Genomic DNA, 15,876 nt, shown 5'->3' on the forward strand with positions numbered 1-15,876 from the left:
CCGCGAAACACACAGACAAACCACGCGATCGGTCAGAAGGAACTACTGCCTGTTCGTCGACAGCAAGCCTTTCGTTACATCTTCGGCAAGAGAACCTTGTCGATGACATGGATCACGCCGTTCGACTGGCGCACGTCGGCGATCGTGACATGGGCGACATTGCCGTTCTCGTCGGTCACGGTGACCTTGCCCTTTGCGGACTTCAGCGTCAGCGCGCAACCGCCGACGGTCTTGACCTCATGCGCGCCGCCGTCGGCCTTGGCCATCTTGGCGACGTCGGCGGCCATCGCCTTGGCTGCGATGACGTGGCAGGTGAGGATCTTGGTCAGCTTGTCCTTGTTCTCGGGCTTGAGCAGCGTCTCGACCGTGCCGGCAGGCAGCGCGGCAAAAGCCTCGTTGGTCGGGGCGAAGACGGTGAACGGACCGGCACCCTGCAGCGTGTCGACAAGGCCCGCGGCCTTGACGGCGGCGACCAGCGTGGTGTGGTCCTTGGAATTGACGGCATTCTCGATGATGTTCTTCTTGGCATACATCGGCGCGCCGCCGACCATCGGATTGGCGGCATAGGCAACGGCGCCGAGCGCGGAAAGGCCGATCGTCGAGGCAAGCAAAAGGGTGGCGAGTTTACGCATGATGTCAGTCTCCTCGGGTTGTTTTCCCGTTCGTGGGAACGTGATGAAATACGGGAGACCCAAAAACTTAGTTTCACCGGCCATCGAAGATTTTTTCTCGCCGGTTAGAATTCAGAGATTTCCGATTCATACGCGTGGAAAGACGCTCATGCCGACAAATGACCGGCAGGTAGACTTCGATTAACCTTTGAAATTATCAGATGCCCTTCAGGTCACCCGCGGCGACGACGGGACCGGTCGGCTGGCCGGTCGGCGATCCGCCGGTCGGCTCGAGGCTGACGGCGAGCACGGCGCCCTGCGCCAGCTTCTGCTGGACGGCCGGCGTGACCGCCATGCGCGCGGTCTGGCCGGCGGGGATGACGCCCATCGAGACCGGCGCGTTCTTGCCCTCGATCATCCACAGCTCGAAGTCCTTGCCGGAGCCGCGCTCACCGGAAACGAGCGAGAGGCCGACCTCGTGGCGGGCCGCATCATAGACGGCGAGGTATTTGACGTTGCTGTTGTCGGCGGCAAGCGATGCAACCAGCCTGGTCTCGGGCTGCGGCGCCGGCGGATTGACGAAAGGCAGGGCGACATAGACGGCCAAGGCGGCAATCGCGGCGGCGGCAAGGCCGCGCCAGAAGGCAAGGCTCGACCACAGGCCGGCGCTGGGCGCGGCGGATGTGGCGGCTGAAGAGGCAAACAGCCGACGGTCGATCGCCGCCTTGACCGATGCCGGAGGCTCGACCGCGGTATAGGCCGCCGCCATCGGCGCGAAGTGGACCTCCCAGGCGTCGACCAGGCGGGCAAACGCCGTCTCGGTGTCGATGCGGCGGGACGCGATCTGGCGTTCGTCGGCCGCCAGAACGCCGAGAACGTATTCGGCGGCGAGCAGGTCGTCGCCTCCGCGTTCCGGTCCGTTGTCTTCCGCCAGCGTCATCTTTCCAGGCATTCTCTAAGTTTGAGCAGGCTTCGCCGCAGCCAAGTCCGCATCGTGTTCAGCGGAACCTTGTGGCGCTCCGCCAGCTCGGCATAGCTTTCGCCGTTGAGATAGGCGCCCCGGACCGCCGCGGCCCGGTCTTTCTCCAATTCGTCGAGGCAATGGTGGATGCGCTCGGTCTCGCCGCCCGCGACAGCCATGGCCTCAGGTCCCGGCGTCGGATCGGCGACGTCGAGGGCGGTGTCGATGTTGGCGGAAGGACTGCGCCGCGCCCGGATGCGATCGATCGCATGGTTGCGCGCAATCGCCACCAGCCAGGAAATCGGGCTCAGATCGGAAACCGCGAAGCGGTCCGCCTTCGTCCAGATCTTGACGAAGACCTCCTGCAGCGCTTCTTCCGCATCTCCCCTGTCCCTCAATACACGAAGGCAGACGCCGAAAAGTTTCCCGCTGGTCTGCTTGTACAGCAGATCGAACGCAGCCCGGTCCTTCATCGAAGTCCGGACGATCAGCTTGCTGATGTCCTGAGGCCCCATGCGGGCAAATTAGAAGATTGCGATTTATTTGCAACGGGGCGCCGGGCGCTTGGTCCGCCAAAGACTGTCGTGCCGCTAGTCTGTCGAATCCCGATTCCGATTTGCCGCTTCATGCGATAGCCTTGCGCAAAAGAGGGGGCGGCGATGTCGATTGAACGCGTGCTTTGGGAACAGGATGCGACAGGACTTGCCGAGCTCGTGCACAAGGGAGACGTCTCGCCGCAGGAGCTGGTCGACGCCGCGATCGCGCGCGCCGAGGCGACAAGGCCCGACATCAATGCAATCGCCACGCCGCTCTATGATGCCGCGCGGACACTGGCAAAGACCGTGGACCGCAAGCTGCCGCTCGCCGGCGTACCTTTCGCGCTGAAAGATCTCGGCATCGGCATCAAGGGCGTGCCGATCTATGGCGGCAGCCGCATTCCGGCTTTCACCGCGGATTTCAACTCGGTGATGGTCGAACGGTATCTGGCCGCCGGCTTGATCCCGATCGCCACCAGCACCTCGCCCGAGCATGGGCTCAGGCTGATGACGGAATCGGCGCGCTTCGGCATCACCCGCAATCCCTGGAATACCGGCCACACCACCGGCGGCTCGTCGGGCGGTTCAGCCGCGCTCGTGGCGGCGGGCGTGGTGCCGGCCGCGCACGCTTCCGACGGCGGCGGTTCGATCCGCGTGCCTTCGGCCTGCAGCGGCCTCGTCGGCTTGAAGACCTCGCGCGGCCGCGTGCCGCTGACGCCGCTGGTCAGCGAGAGCTGGTACGGCATGGTCGTCGACCACGCCGTCAGCCGCTCGGTGCGCGACTCAGCGCTTCTGCTCGACCTGACCCATGGCGCCGATTCGCTGTCGCCCTATGCGGCCCGGGAGCCGAAGGGCACGTTTGCGGCTGCCGCCGCGCGCGATCCCGGCAGGCTCAGCCTCGCCGTCTACCGCAGGTCGCCGCTCGGCCTGCCGATCTCGGCCGAGACGATTGCCGCGCTGGACACGGCAGTGGCGCTGGCGCGCGAGGGCGGGCACACGGTGGAAGAGATCGACCTGCCCTATATCGGCCGCGAGTTCATGGCCGATTTCTGCAAGAGCGTCGCCTCGGCGGTTGCGGGCATGATGCGGGCCGAGGCGCTGCGCGTCGGCCGACCCGTCACCAGCGAGGTCGAGCGCGCGACGCGCGTGCTCGGCCGCCTCGGCGAAATGCTGTCGGCTGGCGAAGTCTATGACGCGGTGCAGCGGCTCAACGCCACCGCGCGGCGGATGATCGAGGAGACCGCGCGCTTCGACGCCGTGCTGATGCCGATCATCGCGCACCCGCCGCTCGCCTGCGGCGCGATGGACCCGAAGGGCGCCGACGAGCTCATCGAAAACCTGCTCGACAAACTGCACCTCACCGGGCTGCTCAGGATCAAATCAATTTTCGGCCAGCTGATGGACAAGAGCCTGTGGTTCACCCATTGGCCGGCGATCCACAATGTCAGCGGCCAGCCTTCGATCGCGCTGCCGGTCCATGTCACGGCGGGCGGCCTGCCGCTCGGCGTCCAGGCCGCGGGGCGGCCGGGCGACGAAGAGACGCTTTTGTCCTTCGCCGCACAGATGGAGAAGCTCTCCGGATGGCTGCAGCGGCGCGCGCCGCTCAAGACACCGGTTTAAGGACAGGCGTGATTTCATCATTGTGACCGCAAAGCCGTTTGCGGCCTGGGGCAATTCCCGCTAAGACGCCGCCATTCATGCTAAAGCACGTCGCGTGAAAGAGGATTCACGCGACATGCTTTAGTCCTTTGATCTTAAGCATGTCTTTGCCCCGAAACCGGCTCCCACTTTCGGGAGACATGCTCTAGCTGGGATCGACATCGATGACGGACATCGCCGCCACCGCTGAAATGCAGGCCGCGCTGCTCTCCAGAGCGCTGCCCTACATGCAGCGCTACGAGAACAAGACCGTGGTGGTGAAGTATGGCGGCCACGCCATGGGCGACAACGAGCTCGGCAAGGCCTTCGCCCGCGACATCGCGCTCCTGAAGCAATCCGGGGTCAACCCGATCGTCGTCCACGGCGGCGGGCCGCAGATCGGCGCCATGCTCAACAAGATGGGCATCGAATCCAAGTTCGAGGGCGGCTTGCGCGTCACCGATCAGAAGACGGTCGAGATCGTCGAGATGGTGCTGGCCGGCTCGATCAACAAGGAGATCGTGGCACTGATCAACGCCGAGGGCGAATGGGCGATCGGCCTCTGCGGCAAGGACGGCAACATGGTGTTCGCCGAAAAGGCGCGCAAGACCATGATCGACCCGGACTCCAACATCGAGCGGGTGCTGGATTTGGGCTTTGTCGGCGAGCCGGTCGAGGTCGACCGCACGCTGCTCGACCTTCTGGCGCGCTCGGAGATGATCCCGGTGCTGGCGCCGGTGGCGCCCGGCCGCGACGGCCATACCTACAACATCAATGCCGATACCTTTGCCGGCGCCATTGCCGGCGCCTGCCGCGCCTCGCGCCTGCTCTTCCTCACCGACGTGCCCGGCGTGCTCGACAAGAACAAGAAGCTGATCGACGAACTGACGGTCGCCGAAGCCAAGGCGCTGATCAAGGACGGCACGGTGTCGGGCGGTATGATCCCGAAAGTCGAGACCTGCATCGAGGCGATCGAGCGCGGTGTCGAAGGCGTCGTCATCCTCAACGGCAAGACGCCGCATTCGGTGCTGCTCGAGCTCTTCACCGAGCACGGCGCCGGCACGCTGATCGTTCCGTAACAGTTCATCAGCCGGCTAATCTTTTCCGATCGGGTGCTTCGCTGCGCACGACAGTCGGCAGTACCGGCTTTCGCCTCGGGTGCCGAAAGATCATCGATTCCTCTTCGGCGTCCTGCGGCGCGCCCCAGAATTCGGCGAGCGTCGGTCCGTCCTTGACGCGGCGGTCGCGCACTAGGAAACCCCAGACTTCGCGAAACCAGACGCGGCGCCCCATCTTCGTGTACCAGCGCATCGAATGGCGCTGCTCGGGATCGGGATGGAACAGGATGCGCGCCAACGCCTTCGGCCGCGACTGCACGGCAAGCTCGATCAGCTTGACGGCGAAGAACAGCATCCAGGGTTTCAGCCGGGTCATATGCAGCACCTGGTGCTTGTAATCCCAGAGGCGGACGTCCTTCTGGATCACCTTGCGGTCTCGGGCGATGCGGAAGAACGGCGTCCAGCGATGCGGCGTCACATAGAGAGCCTGGATCTGGTCCGGGTCATAGGCGATGAGCTGGCGAAAGCCGCGCCACAAATCGCGAAAACCTTCGTCCTCGAAGCCGGCGACCCAGGTCGCCATCGACAGGATGCCATGCTGCCGCAGCAGCCGGATCGCCTCGCGATCGGACTTGGCGCTGCCGCCCTTGCGGATCAAGGAAAGCGTCTCCTCGTCGGTGTTCTCCATGCCGAGCAGCCAGCGGATGACGCCGGCCTTGCGATAGAGGTGCAGGATATCGGCATCGCGCACGATGTCGTCGGCGCGGGTCGAGCCGACGATCAGCACCGGCACGTCTTCAACGATCATGGCGTCGAGAAAGGCGCGCCAGGCTTTCTTGGAGGAGGTGGGGTTCTCGTCGGCAAGGTTGACGAGCTCGACGCCATGCTCACGATACAGCCTGGCGATCTCTTTCGCGAACTTGACCGGGTCGCGGTGCCGCCAACGCGTCCAGAATCCGCGCTGGCCGCAATAGTTGCACAAATGCGGGCAGCCGCGCGAGAACTGCATGACCACGGCGCGCTTGCCGCCCCAATAGCTGTAGCGGCGATGGTCGATCAGCTCCCAGCCGACGCGATGGGCGTCGAGGTCGGCAATGGTCATCGCCGCCGGCGTGGCGAAGGGACGGCCGAGATCGTCGCGATAGGCGATGCCGGCGACGCCCGACAACGGCAGGCGCCGTTCCAGCGCTTCGACCAGCGCCACCGCAGTCGCCTCGCCCTCGCCGCGGACGATAAAGTCGAAGACGTTCGTTGCGGCCAGCACGTCGCGCCAGTGATAGGTCGGGAAGACACCCCCATAAACGATGATGACCTCGGGCGCGCAGGCCTTGATCATCTCAGCGATCCGCAACGCCGTCGGGTGCGCCGAGGTCGAGCCGGAATGGCCGATGAGGACGAAATCCGGATTGCCGCTCAGGGCGTCATCAACGAGCACGGAAAGCGGCATCGGCCCGAACTCGGCGTCGACCAGGCGCACCAGGTGGCCGGCATCGAGCAGCGGACCGCCGATCGCCAGCAACCCGAGAGGCGGCAGATGATCGTCAGGCACGCGGCTGCCGATGGCCGTATGTGGCGGGTTGACCAGCACGATGTTCATGGCGGACCTCCTTGTCGGTAGGCCGGTGCTAGCCGCCGATGTCGAAGCCGCCTTGGCGCGGTTCAGCAATTTCGATGCAGCTTTCCCACAGATTTGATGGGCGCACCCTAACGTCGCGCATGCCGGGAAACGGCGCAGCCAGTGCATAGCGAAGGTGCTGAGGTCGTACGCACCCCCGCATGTCGATCGCGCCGCGGCTCTCGTCGGTTGAAACCTTCGCAGAACCGTATTTCAGCTATCACTAATGCAGTCTGTCCTAAACTTTTATTAAAACTCTAAGCATTTATAATCGTCGGTGGGGGACCACAAGGAATGCCCATATGGCGTTGAATCCTGATTTGAAAATTGATGAGGCGAGCCTCATCACGTCGACGTTGATCAAGAAGCATAAGGCGGCGTCCGCGGAGACGGTCGACGCCGTCGAGCTTAGGGCGCGGGCAGCCCAGCTCGCCCTCGTGCTGGACCTTGCCCACCAGGCTTTCACGCGCCAGGAGCCTGCGGGGCAAATAGTCGAACGCCTGGCCGGTCGATTGCATGAACTGCGCCGCGACGTCGCCCCTGCTGTTTGGCAGGAGTTGATCCCGCTGGCTCAACAACACCGTGTGGCGGCGTACCTGAAACAGGATCCGTTCACGCGCTGGTCCTTCGAAAAGCCGCGCGGCTATTCGGGCGACGCGACGCTGCTGGACATCTACTACAAGCACTCGAGCGCCGACGAGATCGTGGCATCCTCGAGCGAACTTGGCCGCGAGATATTTGCCTATACGAGCGAGGCGGCGAGTTCGGTGGCGGGGCGCGAGCGTCGCGAGATCCTGGCCAGGACGGTCGACGAAACGGCTGCGCGGGTTGAGGATGCCGAGGTGTTGGCGATCGCCTGCGGCCATTTGCGGGAAGCCGAGCTCTCAAAGGCGCTCGCAGGGAAAAGATTGAAGCGCTGGATCGGTCTCGACCAGGACCCGGTGAGCGTCGGCACCGTCAACCGCGACCTTGCCAGCACGGCAGTGGAAGCCATAGACGGCTCCGTGCGCGGCCTCTTGCGGCGCGCCTACCCGCTTGGCACTTTCGATCTCGTCTATGCATCCGGCTTGTACGACTACCTGCCGCTCCCTGTCGGTGCACGGCTGCTGCAGCGAGCCATGGAACTGGTCAAGCCGGACGGCGAATTCCTCTTCGCCAATTTCAGCGACGAGATCACCACCGACGGCTACATGGAGACCTTCATGGACTGGCCGCTCATCCTGCGTTCGGCGAGCGACATGTGGGATATCATCAATGCCGCGGTGGACAAGAACCGCGTCGAGGCCGAGGTCTATTACGGATCGAACAGGAACATCGTTTACGGCAAGATCCGCAAGCGCGGGGATCTCGGAGCGCCGGCATAGGCGAGAGCGGCCACTTCAAAATCCATTTTGATTTCCAGTCGGGCCGTTCACGGCCCGACTTTCGTGGAATTGCCCTAGGCGACGAGTTCCCGCCTGGACTGCACGATCTCCTCGATCGGAACGGGGCGCCCGGTGAGGAAGCCCTGGATCGACTGAATGCCCATGTGCTGGAGCAGATTCTGCTGCTCTTTCGTCTCGACGCCCTCGACAAGGACCGTGTGGCCCAGATTGCGCAGAAGCCTGACCATGTCCTGCAACAGGCTCAGGCCGCGAACCGTCTGGCAATCATGCAGGAAACTCCGATCGATCTTGACGACGTCGAACTTGAAACGACGCAGCCATGCCAGACCCGCAAATCCGGTTCCGAAATCATCCAGCCAGATTTGCACGCCAAGGGCCCGAAGCTGTTCGATGCTTCTGGCGGCCTGTGCCTCCAGGGAAATGTCGCTGCCCTCGGTGACCTCGAGCGCCAGCTTATGAGGCGCCATGCCATGCCGGCCCAGGATCTCTGCGATGTGCAGCGGGAAATTCGGAGCCTTGAGCTGAACGACCGATACGTTCGCGGAAACGACCGCCCCCAGCCCATGCTCGACCATGTCGCCGCAGGCCCGGTCGATCAGCCACAGCCCAAGTTCCTCGATCCCGCCGGTCTGCTCGGCCACGGGTATGAATACGGACGGGCTGATCACGCTGCCGTCGAAGTCGCGCAGCCGCATCAGCGACTCATGGCCAAGCACCTGGCCGGATGTCGCGTCGCAGATCGGCTGATAGACCACGGAGACAAGTCCCTCCGAAACGGCATGCTTGAGCAGTTCTGAAAGATTCTGGCTGGCGCGCTTCTGGTCGATGGCCTGGGCGTCATAGATCGTGAAGGTCGCGCGACCCGAAAATTTGGAGGCATAGAGCGCGCGGTCGGCCTCCTGCAGCAGGATACGAAGCTCTATGCTTTGCTCGGCGCGCGTCAACGACGCGCCGGCGCTGATGGTGACGATGTCGAGCTTGTCGTCCCGGTCTGGATGGGAGATTTTCAGATCCTCGACGGCCCGGCAAAATTGATGCGTTACCTCACGCAGGTGATCCCGTCCGGCGACCTTGCACAGCACGACGAATTCCTCGCCGCCATAGCGTCCCGCGATGGCGTGGTTGGAAGCCGCCGTTTCGTCGAAGGCACGGGCGAGTTCGATCAGGCAGTCGTCGCCGGCCTGATGTCCGAGCCGGTCGTTGAACCGCTTGAAGTAGTCGACATCCATGAGAATGACGCCTATTTCGTCATTGTCTTTGGCCCATTCCTTGCACAACTCCGCGAATTCCCGCGTGATCGCCCTGCGGTTCTTGAGTCCGGTAAGCGGATCCGTATCGGCGATCTCGATGAGCTTTTGACCGTTCTCGATGGCGACCTGCTCCTGGATCTGCGCCTGGAGCGCATGCAGGAAGGTGTGGTAGCGCTCCATGCTTAGGCGCCACGAAAGATAGAGCGACAAGACAAGGCAATTCGCGAAGTAGGTGGCAAGCACCAGGCGGGTGGCAAGGTCGGCTTGAAGGAAGAACAGCGTGGCGCCCGAGAAGGCGACTGTTACGGTCGCGGACGACAGAGCCGAGAGCCATAGCCGGAAATTGAAGAAGAGGTTGGCGCCGAGAATGAAAACAGTGCCGAAGATGATGAAATGGGACAGCGCCGCCTGATGCGTCGTGCCGAGCGCCGACAGCAGCCACCCGATCGCGCCCGTCACGATCGCCAAGGCGGCAACGTAGTGCAGCGTGGTGACGGCAAAACCGCGTCGGGCAACGAGTTCGACAAGCACCAGAAAGGTTAGCCCCAACGTCAGGCGCGTCAGGATCAGCCGGTCCGCAACGTCCGGGAAAAGAAACAAGTCGAAGGCGCCGTAGGATATGTAGCTCACCACGGCCGCCGCTATGCCCCAGCGCACGACCTTGCGATTCTGGTCCGCGTTCTTCTGCAGAAGCATCGCGAAAAGCATCGGATCGGCCGATTTCCACGACGGGCGTGAAATCGCTTCGGTGACCCTCTGAGCCACATCCTCCGTCAATTGCATGCAACGCTCCTTGGCGATCATCCTCCGCATCAACGGCTCGAGCAAACGAAGTCCGTCAAGTCCTCACGGAAGGACGAAGGCAAGCCTGATCCATTATAAGACACTAATGTTGCTAACCGGCGGTAAACGGATTGCGCCACCGCCTCGGCACCGCGACCGGTCAAGGGTTCCATGCAGCAGTCTGGAGTTGCCGGACAATGCAGGGGATCAAGCTTTCCTCCGGCGCGCGAGAGAAGACACCTGTAAGATTTATGCTATCGCAAATCTCCAGGCATGTCTTTTCTTAACATTGGATAGTCTTAATTTCGGCCGGTGCCGGACGGACACTCCAGATTTGCATTTTGATCCAGTGTCTTGTCGGGTTCCTTTCCGCAGGGGAACCCGGTTGCGGACATAATCTAACGCCGCAGATGGCTGAGCGGCACATGGCCAGGCCCTTTGATGTTCTGCAGCACGAGCTGGGTGTGGACGTCGCGCACCCCGGGCAGCCGCATCATCCGGTGCATGACGAAGGCGTTGAGATCGTCCACCGACGGCACCATCACATGCAGCAGGAAATCGTGGTCGCCGGTCATCGTCCAGCACGACGAGACCTCGTCCATGCGCTGCACGGCGGCGATGAAGCTTTCCGGCGAGCCGTCGCTGTGGCTCACCAGCCGCACCTGGATGAACACCTCGACCGTCAGGCCGAGCGCGCGCCGGCTGAGCATGGCGGCGAAACCCTTGATGATGCCGGCGCCCTGCAGCGCTTCGAAGCGCCGCGCGCAGGGCGTGGTCGACAGGCCGATCTCCTGCGCCAGTTCCGACACGGGCATTCGTCCATCGCGCTGCAAGATGTCGAGCATTTTTATCTCGAACTCATCCAATTGAGGCATTTTCACTCCCCGATCTACGGTTTCGAGCGAAGCTTACCTCAAAACTGGTCATTTGGCTACAAACAAGGCTGATTTGCCTCGCCAGCCGCGGCTACGATGTGCCCACGATCCGCGGATCACGATCTTGAGGAGGAAAAAATGACGATCAGCGTTGCCGACTATGCCCGCGAATGCGCCGCGCAGGGCCTTCGCGGCGATTATTCGGTTTGCCGCGCCGATTTCACGGTGGCTCAAGGGTACAACTATTCGGTCGAGGAGCAGGCGGTGTGGCGCACGCTCTGCGACCGCCAGACGAAGCTGACGCAGAGGCTCGCGCACCGTTCCTATCTCGACGGCGTCGCAACGCTCGGCCTGCTCGACAAAATTCCGGATTTCGACGCCATCAGCGAAAAACTGCGCAGGCTGACCGGCTGGGAGATCGTGGCGGTGCCGGGCTTGATCCCTGCCGGGCCGTTCTTCGACCACTTGGCCAACCGCCGCTTCCCGGTCACCAACTGGCTGCGGACGAGGCAGGAGCTCGACTACATCGTCGAGCCTGACATGTTTCACGACTTCTTCGGCCATGTGCCGATCCTGACGCAGCCGGTGTTTGCCGATTTCATGCAGATGTACGGCGCGAAGGCCGAGGACATGATCGCGCTCGGCGGCGACGAGATGATCACCCGGCTCTATTGGTACAGCGCCGAATACGGCCTCATCCAGGAAGCCGGCCAGCCGCTGAAAGCCTTCGGCGCCGGGCTGATGTCGTCCTTCACCGAGCTGCAGTTCGCGGTCGAAAGCAAGGATGCCCACCACGTGCCGTTCGACCTCGAGACGGTGATGCGCACCGGCTATGAGATCGACAAGTTCCAGCGCGCCTATTTCGTGCTGCCGTCTTTCGACGCGCTGCGCGATGCCTTCGCCAGCGGCGATCTCGCCGGCATCGTCGCACGGTTCAAGGGTCAGCCGGCGCTCGACCCGGCCACGGTTTAGAGCATGATCCCGAAAAGTGGGAACCGGTTTTCGGAAAAGATCACGCTACAACAAGGGGTTAGATCAGGATGACGATTCAACCAATCGTCATCCTGATCTAGAGCAATTCCAGGAAAAGTGCGCAGCGGTTTTCCGTCCGGAATTGCGTCAAAACAAATACTTAGAGCGCACCAGCGTTTCTGTGAAACGATGAAGCGCTCTAGACCATCGAACAAAAGCGCGGCGCCTGAACCGTTTTCGGCACGGCGTGCGCCAAAGGTCCGGCTTTCGCCCAGCCGGCCGTCAGAGCGGTTCGGTCGCCGACAAAGCGACTGGACCGCTCTGGGTTCATGGGCGTCAGCCGGCGGCAGCCGGTTCGGCCTTGAGCCTCGCCAACTGCTCGCTCTGCAGGTCGAGCGCGGCGTTGATGAAGCGCAGCACGGTCGCCAGTTCGAACTTCCCAAAAGGCGCGCCAGGGCGGCGCCGGGTTGCCATTCCAGGCGCCGGCGCCGCCTGCTTTTCGGGGAACTCAGACCGTGATCACCTTGCTGAGGTGATCGCCCAGCCGGCAGGCAAGCGCGGTGATGGTGGTCGTCGGGTTGCACTGCCCGGACGTGCAGAACACCGAGGAGCCGCCGACATAGAGGTTGTCCATGCCGTGCACCTTGCAGTTGGCGTCGACGACGCTCTTCAGGACATCGGTGCCCATGCGGGTGCCGCCCATATGGTGGTGGCCCGCCGTCTCCTGGTTCGTCGGGTAGTCGCTGCCATTGCTGATCCAGTCGGCGATGCGCACGCGGCCGAGATTCTTCTGCGCCATGGTGGTGCCGAAGAGCCGCAAGCCCTCCAGCAAGGTGCGGCGCTCGAGCGGCGACTTCTTCCAGTGCAGCTCGATGCGCGGCACGCCGGCGTGGTCGACATCGATCTTCGACAGCTCGATCTGGTTCGAGGCGAGCGGCGCCTGTTCCCAAGCGACGTAGAGCTGGGTGGCGCAACGCAGGCGCTGGCTGAGCTGGTCCGACATCCATTCCGCCATATTGGGCGCGGTGCAGGCCAGGTCCGCGATCAGCCGTTTGACATTCGGGTAGGGCATCTCGATCAGCCTGATGCCGAAATTCAGGATCTGCAGCCGCTCCATCGCGGCGAGCGTGGGCGAGAAGAAGGCTTCGTTCGAGGCGTCGACCTCGAACTCGCCGTAGCTGGCGAGGATGGCATTGCCGCCCTCGAAGGTCGGGTGCTCCATCCAATAGCGGCCGAGCGCTGCGGCGTTCGGCACGACACCGCCATTCGAGCGCCGGTTCGACCACAAAAGCAGCTTGGAGTTCTCCAACCCGCCGGTGCAAGTGATGAAGTAATCCGCCGTGAAGGTGCCGGCGTCCTGGCCGTTCGACCACAATTTGGCGCCGGTCACTCGCTTGCCGTCGCCGGCGAGCTCGGTTGCGTAGGTGTTGAGCACGACGGCGATGGTCTTGCTCCGGTCGAGCTCGTCGGCGAATTTCTCGGCAAAGCGCACGGCGCCGCTCTTGATCAGCTGCACCCAGCGGATGTCGTCCGAGATTGGGACATCGGGCCGGAAGTCGGGAAGCTCGAGAATATCGCGGACTTCGGGCAGATAAGGTTCGATATCGGCGCGGCTGATCGGCCAGCCGGTGTCCGGCGCCCATGCCTTGGGCTCGAAATCCTGGCTGTCGAGCACGCGGCACCAGCCGGCCCAGTGGTTGGAAGAGCCGCCCATGAAGCGCAGCCTGGTGATGTCGAGATCGAAATAGAAATCGCCGACCGTAGCGCCGCGATAGAAATCCTGCGACTCGTCGCTGAATTCGCGCGAGCCGGCCTCCAGAACGACCACCGGAATGCCGGCGGCGCCCAGTTTCCTGGCGATCGTGGTGCCGGCCGGGCCGGAGCCGAGGATGCAGACCTTGGGTTTGAACCCCGCCTGCCTATAGGCCTCGTAGCTGTCGAAGATCATGCGAGATCGCCCCGCTTCAGGATCCAGCCGTTGACCTCGATGATCTCATCGGGGGCGATCTCGCCAAGGCCAAGGCCAAGGCCAAGGCCAAGGCCAAGGCCAGGGACGGCCGGCTGGTTGCGGAACAGCGACAGCGCGGGCAGCGCGATCAGTGCCTGCACGATCGTGCGGCGCGACATCTTGATGAAATGGGTCATGACACGTCTTTCGATGGGCTCGATACACGCATGCCGTTCCTGGACGGCACACATGCCGCCGGAGAAGCCAATTCCATGCCAAGTCTAGATGAAGACGTCGTTACAACCGCGCAATCGCCGCGGTTGAATTTGGAAAGGGTTAGGAATTTGCTAACGCCCGCCCAGGCCTCAGGCGGCTTCCGAAATGTCGCGATCGAGAATGGAAAGGTTGCGGCCGCGGTGCTTTGCCTCGTAGAGCCTGCGGTCGGCGGCGCGCATCAGTTCCGACACGGTGGCGTTCTCGCCGCAGGTGATGCCGCCGATCGAGACGGTCAACGGCACGGTCCGCTCGTCTATCGGACGGAAGCGGATCAGTTCCACCTCGCGGCGGATACGCTCGGCCACACGCCTCGCTTCCGGCTCGGTGGCGCCGATAAGGAAGGCGGCGAACTCCTCGCCGCCGATGCGGCCGAGCACGTCGCCGCTGCGCACGCCCCGCTCGATGGCGCCGGCGATCAGAAGCAGCGCATCGTCGCCGGTCAGGTGACCGTAATTGTCGTTGATGGTCTTGAAGTGATCGGCGTCGATGATCAGCAGCGCGCCGCGATCGGCCTTGCGGCGGGAGCCGTCGAGCGCGGCGAAGAAGGTCTCGCGGTTGAGCATGCCGGTCATGTCGTCGCGGCTGGCCTTCTCCGACAGGCGCCTGTGGGCCGCGGCGAGCTGCGCATGCGCGCGGGCGAGCTCGCGATGCGCGTTCTTCAGGCGGTCGCTTTGCCAGAAGGTGCCAGCGCTGGCGATCCAGGCGAGCATCAACGGGCAAACCGTGGCCGTCAGCCAGACGGTGCGGCTGACCGGAAAGCCCATGGCCGGGACCACAACCAGCGTCAACAAAAGCGAGACGGCGACCGAAGCGAACGCGACGACTGCGGACTTCAAAATTATGCGATTCATCGCTGACTCCCGACGGAATGCCTCTGTGCCAGCAAGCGCTGAAGGCGACCTTTCCGGGACGGTTAAAATTTGAAGCGAGCGGCTATTTTCACTACGCGCGACGCGCAGAAGTTGTGGATAAAGTCCGCGTCCGCATGCCATAAGGAAGTCATGACAACGACACCCGACCCCTCGCGATTTGCCCATGTCACGGATTGGGTGTTCGACCTCGACAACACGCTTTATCCGCATCATTCGAATCTGTTCGCGCAGATCGACGTGAAGATGACCGCCTATGTCAGCGAGCTGCTGACCCTGTCGCGGGAAGAGGCGCGCAAGCTGCAGAAAGAGCTCTACCAGGAATATGGCACGACGCTGAACGGGCTGATGGCGCGCCACGGCATCGACCCCGACGACTTCCTCGAGAAGGTGCACGACATCGACTATTCCTGGCTGGTGCCCGATCCGGTGCTGGGCGCGGCGATCCGGCAGTTGCCGGGCCGCAAGTTCATTTTCACCAACGGCGACCGCAGGCATGCCGAGCGCGCCGCGCGCCAGCTCGGCGTGTTGGACCATTTCGACGCCATCTTCGACATCGTCGCGGCAGGGCTTAACCCCAAGCCGGCGCGCCAGACCTATGAAAGGTTCGCCGAGCTGCATTCCGTCACCGGCCACAATGCGGTGATGTTCGAGGATCTGGCGCGCAACCTCTCGGTGCCGAAATCGCTCGGCATGACGACCGTGCTGGTTGTGCCGCGCAATTTCGAGCCGACCTTCTCGGAGATCTGGGAGCGCGATCCGGCGAATGAGGACGACGTGGATTTCGTCACCGACGATCTCGCCGGCTTCCTGACGGCAATCGTCGAAGTCCCGGCCTGAGACCAACTCTAGATTGTCGGCCGCCCCGACTAGAGCAATTCCAGGAAAAGTGTGTAACGGTTTTCCGTCCGGAATTGCGTCAAAGACAAACAGCTGGAGCAGTTCAGCGATTCGACCAAACGCTGAACTGCTCTAGCTGTGGAGCCTCAACAGGTTGTCCTCGGACAATGCGAGGCGACTGATGGGTGTTTTGGATTTTAGGCCGCCATGCGGGCGATGCCAATTGTAGCGATGCATCCAAACGGGCAACTCGGCAGCT

Annotated in this window: 15 protein-coding genes and 1 pseudogene; 5 read left to right on the top strand and 11 right to left on the bottom strand. The window is 63.0% G+C overall.

The features are described from left to right. Positions 1-74: 74 nt before the first annotated feature. The 3 genes from AC4FWB_RS19465 to AC4FWB_RS19475 form a co-directional block, all read right to left on the bottom strand. Complete coding sequence (locus tag AC4FWB_RS19465) at positions 75-632, bottom strand: fasciclin domain-containing protein (RefSeq protein ID WP_192252946.1); 558 nt, start codon at positions 630-632, stop codon at positions 75-77. Positions 633-828: 196 nt separating this feature from the next. Then, on the bottom strand, positions 829-1,551 hold the full coding sequence (locus tag AC4FWB_RS19470; protein WP_491027878.1) for an anti-sigma factor: 723 nt from the start codon (positions 1,549-1,551) through the stop codon (positions 829-831). Then, a complete protein-coding gene (locus AC4FWB_RS19475) occupies positions 1,548-2,087 on the bottom strand; it encodes a sigma-70 family RNA polymerase sigma factor (protein ID WP_491027879.1) in 540 nt (179 codons plus the stop codon). Before AC4FWB_RS19475 ends, AC4FWB_RS19470 begins: the two co-directional genes overlap by 4 nt. A gap of 144 nt (positions 2,088-2,231) precedes the next feature. On the opposite strand from AC4FWB_RS19475, the gene AC4FWB_RS19480 reads away from it, so the two are divergent. Then, positions 2,232-3,728 (top strand): amidase, encoded by a 1,497-nt coding sequence (locus AC4FWB_RS19480; protein WP_491027880.1) that lies wholly within the window; start codon positions 2,232-2,234, stop codon positions 3,726-3,728. Positions 3,729-3,931: 203 nt separating this feature from the next. After that, positions 3,932-4,825 (top strand): acetylglutamate kinase, encoded by an 894-nt coding sequence (gene argB, locus AC4FWB_RS19485; RefSeq protein WP_040971090.1) that lies wholly within the window; start codon positions 3,932-3,934, stop codon positions 4,823-4,825. Positions 4,826-4,832: 7 nt separating this feature from the next. Here the strand turns inward: argB and bchE are convergent, their stop codons facing one another. Further along, entirely contained in the window at positions 4,833-6,401 is a 1,569-nt protein-coding gene (bchE, locus tag AC4FWB_RS19490) for a magnesium-protoporphyrin IX monomethyl ester anaerobic oxidative cyclase (RefSeq protein ID WP_491027881.1), read from the bottom strand. Between the two features lie 320 nt (positions 6,402-6,721). On the opposite strand from bchE, the gene AC4FWB_RS19495 reads away from it, so the two are divergent. Beyond that, positions 6,722-7,783, top strand: a complete 1,062-nt coding sequence (locus tag AC4FWB_RS19495) for a class I SAM-dependent methyltransferase (protein WP_491027882.1) — start codon at positions 6,722-6,724, stop codon at positions 7,781-7,783. A 74-nt stretch (positions 7,784-7,857) separates the two neighbouring features. On the opposite strand, the gene AC4FWB_RS19500 is transcribed toward AC4FWB_RS19495, so the two are convergent. Beyond that, positions 7,858-9,837: a putative bifunctional diguanylate cyclase/phosphodiesterase gene (locus tag AC4FWB_RS19500; RefSeq protein WP_491027883.1), complete on the bottom strand. Its 1,980-nt coding sequence runs from the start codon at positions 9,835-9,837 to the stop codon at positions 7,858-7,860. 398 nt (positions 9,838-10,235) lie between these two features. Then, the gene (locus AC4FWB_RS19505) at positions 10,236-10,712 is read right to left on the bottom strand and encodes an Lrp/AsnC family transcriptional regulator (RefSeq protein ID WP_491027884.1); all 477 of its coding nucleotides are present in this window, start codon (positions 10,710-10,712) and stop codon (positions 10,236-10,238) included. Positions 10,713-10,850: 138 nt separating this feature from the next. Here AC4FWB_RS19505 and phhA point away from each other — a divergent pair, with 138 nt between their 5' ends. Then, complete coding sequence (gene phhA / locus AC4FWB_RS19510; protein ID WP_491027885.1) at positions 10,851-11,684, top strand: phenylalanine 4-monooxygenase; 834 nt, start codon at positions 10,851-10,853, stop codon at positions 11,682-11,684. Positions 11,685-12,020: 336 nt separating this feature from the next. Here phhA and AC4FWB_RS19515 read toward each other — a convergent pair whose 3' ends face one another. From AC4FWB_RS19515 to AC4FWB_RS19530, 4 genes are all read right to left on the bottom strand, one after another. Then, positions 12,021-12,158: a hypothetical protein gene (locus AC4FWB_RS19515; RefSeq protein WP_491027886.1), complete on the bottom strand. Its 138-nt coding sequence runs from the start codon at positions 12,156-12,158 to the stop codon at positions 12,021-12,023. A 34-nt stretch (positions 12,159-12,192) separates the two neighbouring features. Further along, positions 12,193-13,632, bottom strand: coding sequence for a GMC oxidoreductase (locus AC4FWB_RS19520; protein ID WP_491027887.1), 1,440 nt, complete (start codon positions 13,630-13,632; stop codon positions 12,193-12,195). Beyond that, the gene (locus AC4FWB_RS19525) at positions 13,629-13,829 is read right to left on the bottom strand and encodes a hypothetical protein (protein WP_491027888.1); all 201 of its coding nucleotides are present in this window, start codon (positions 13,827-13,829) and stop codon (positions 13,629-13,631) included. Before AC4FWB_RS19525 ends, AC4FWB_RS19520 begins: the two co-directional genes overlap by 4 nt. Positions 13,830-13,997: 168 nt before the next feature. Then, on the bottom strand, positions 13,998-14,759 hold the full coding sequence (locus AC4FWB_RS19530) for a GGDEF domain-containing protein (protein WP_491027889.1): 762 nt from the start codon (positions 14,757-14,759) through the stop codon (positions 13,998-14,000). A gap of 150 nt (positions 14,760-14,909) precedes the next feature. On the opposite strand from AC4FWB_RS19530, the gene AC4FWB_RS19535 reads away from it, so the two are divergent. Beyond that, positions 14,910-15,617 (top strand): pyrimidine 5'-nucleotidase, encoded by a 708-nt coding sequence (locus AC4FWB_RS19535; protein WP_491027890.1) that lies wholly within the window; start codon positions 14,910-14,912, stop codon positions 15,615-15,617. A gap of 132 nt (positions 15,618-15,749) precedes the next feature. Here AC4FWB_RS19535 and AC4FWB_RS19540 read toward each other — a convergent pair. Beyond that, positions 15,750-15,876 (bottom strand): annotated as a pseudogene (locus AC4FWB_RS19540) (IS481 family transposase); the annotation flags it as partial.

Source organism: Mesorhizobium sp. LEGMi-168a (assembly GCF_058312955.1).

Coding starts and splice junctions, on each gene's coding strand:
- AC4FWB_RS19465 (WP_192252946.1), bottom strand. CDS start 632: ATGCGTAAACTCGCCACCCTTTTGCTTGCCTCGACGATCGGCCTTTCC.
- AC4FWB_RS19470 (WP_491027878.1), bottom strand. CDS start 1,551: ATGACGCTGGCGGAAGACAACGGACCGGAACGCGGAGGCGACGACCTG.
- AC4FWB_RS19475 (WP_491027879.1), bottom strand. CDS start 2,087: ATGGGGCCTCAGGACATCAGCAAGCTGATCGTCCGGACTTCGATGAAG.
- AC4FWB_RS19480 (WP_491027880.1), top strand. CDS start 2,232: ATGTCGATTGAACGCGTGCTTTGGGAACAGGATGCGACAGGACTTGCC.
- argB (WP_040971090.1), top strand. CDS start 3,932: ATGACGGACATCGCCGCCACCGCTGAAATGCAGGCCGCGCTGCTCTCC.
- bchE (WP_491027881.1), bottom strand. CDS start 6,401: ATGAACATCGTGCTGGTCAACCCGCCACATACGGCCATCGGCAGCCGC.
- AC4FWB_RS19495 (WP_491027882.1), top strand. CDS start 6,722: ATGGCGTTGAATCCTGATTTGAAAATTGATGAGGCGAGCCTCATCACG.
- AC4FWB_RS19500 (WP_491027883.1), bottom strand. CDS start 9,837: ATGCAATTGACGGAGGATGTGGCTCAGAGGGTCACCGAAGCGATTTCA.
- AC4FWB_RS19505 (WP_491027884.1), bottom strand. CDS start 10,712: ATGCCTCAATTGGATGAGTTCGAGATAAAAATGCTCGACATCTTGCAG.
- phhA (WP_491027885.1), top strand. CDS start 10,851: ATGACGATCAGCGTTGCCGACTATGCCCGCGAATGCGCCGCGCAGGGC.
- AC4FWB_RS19515 (WP_491027886.1), bottom strand. CDS start 12,158: ATGGCAACCCGGCGCCGCCCTGGCGCGCCTTTTGGGAAGTTCGAACTG.
- AC4FWB_RS19520 (WP_491027887.1), bottom strand. CDS start 13,632: ATGATCTTCGACAGCTACGAGGCCTATAGGCAGGCGGGGTTCAAACCC.
- AC4FWB_RS19525 (WP_491027888.1), bottom strand. CDS start 13,829: ATGACCCATTTCATCAAGATGTCGCGCCGCACGATCGTGCAGGCACTG.
- AC4FWB_RS19530 (WP_491027889.1), bottom strand. CDS start 14,759: ATGAATCGCATAATTTTGAAGTCCGCAGTCGTCGCGTTCGCTTCGGTC.
- AC4FWB_RS19535 (WP_491027890.1), top strand. CDS start 14,910: ATGACAACGACACCCGACCCCTCGCGATTTGCCCATGTCACGGATTGG.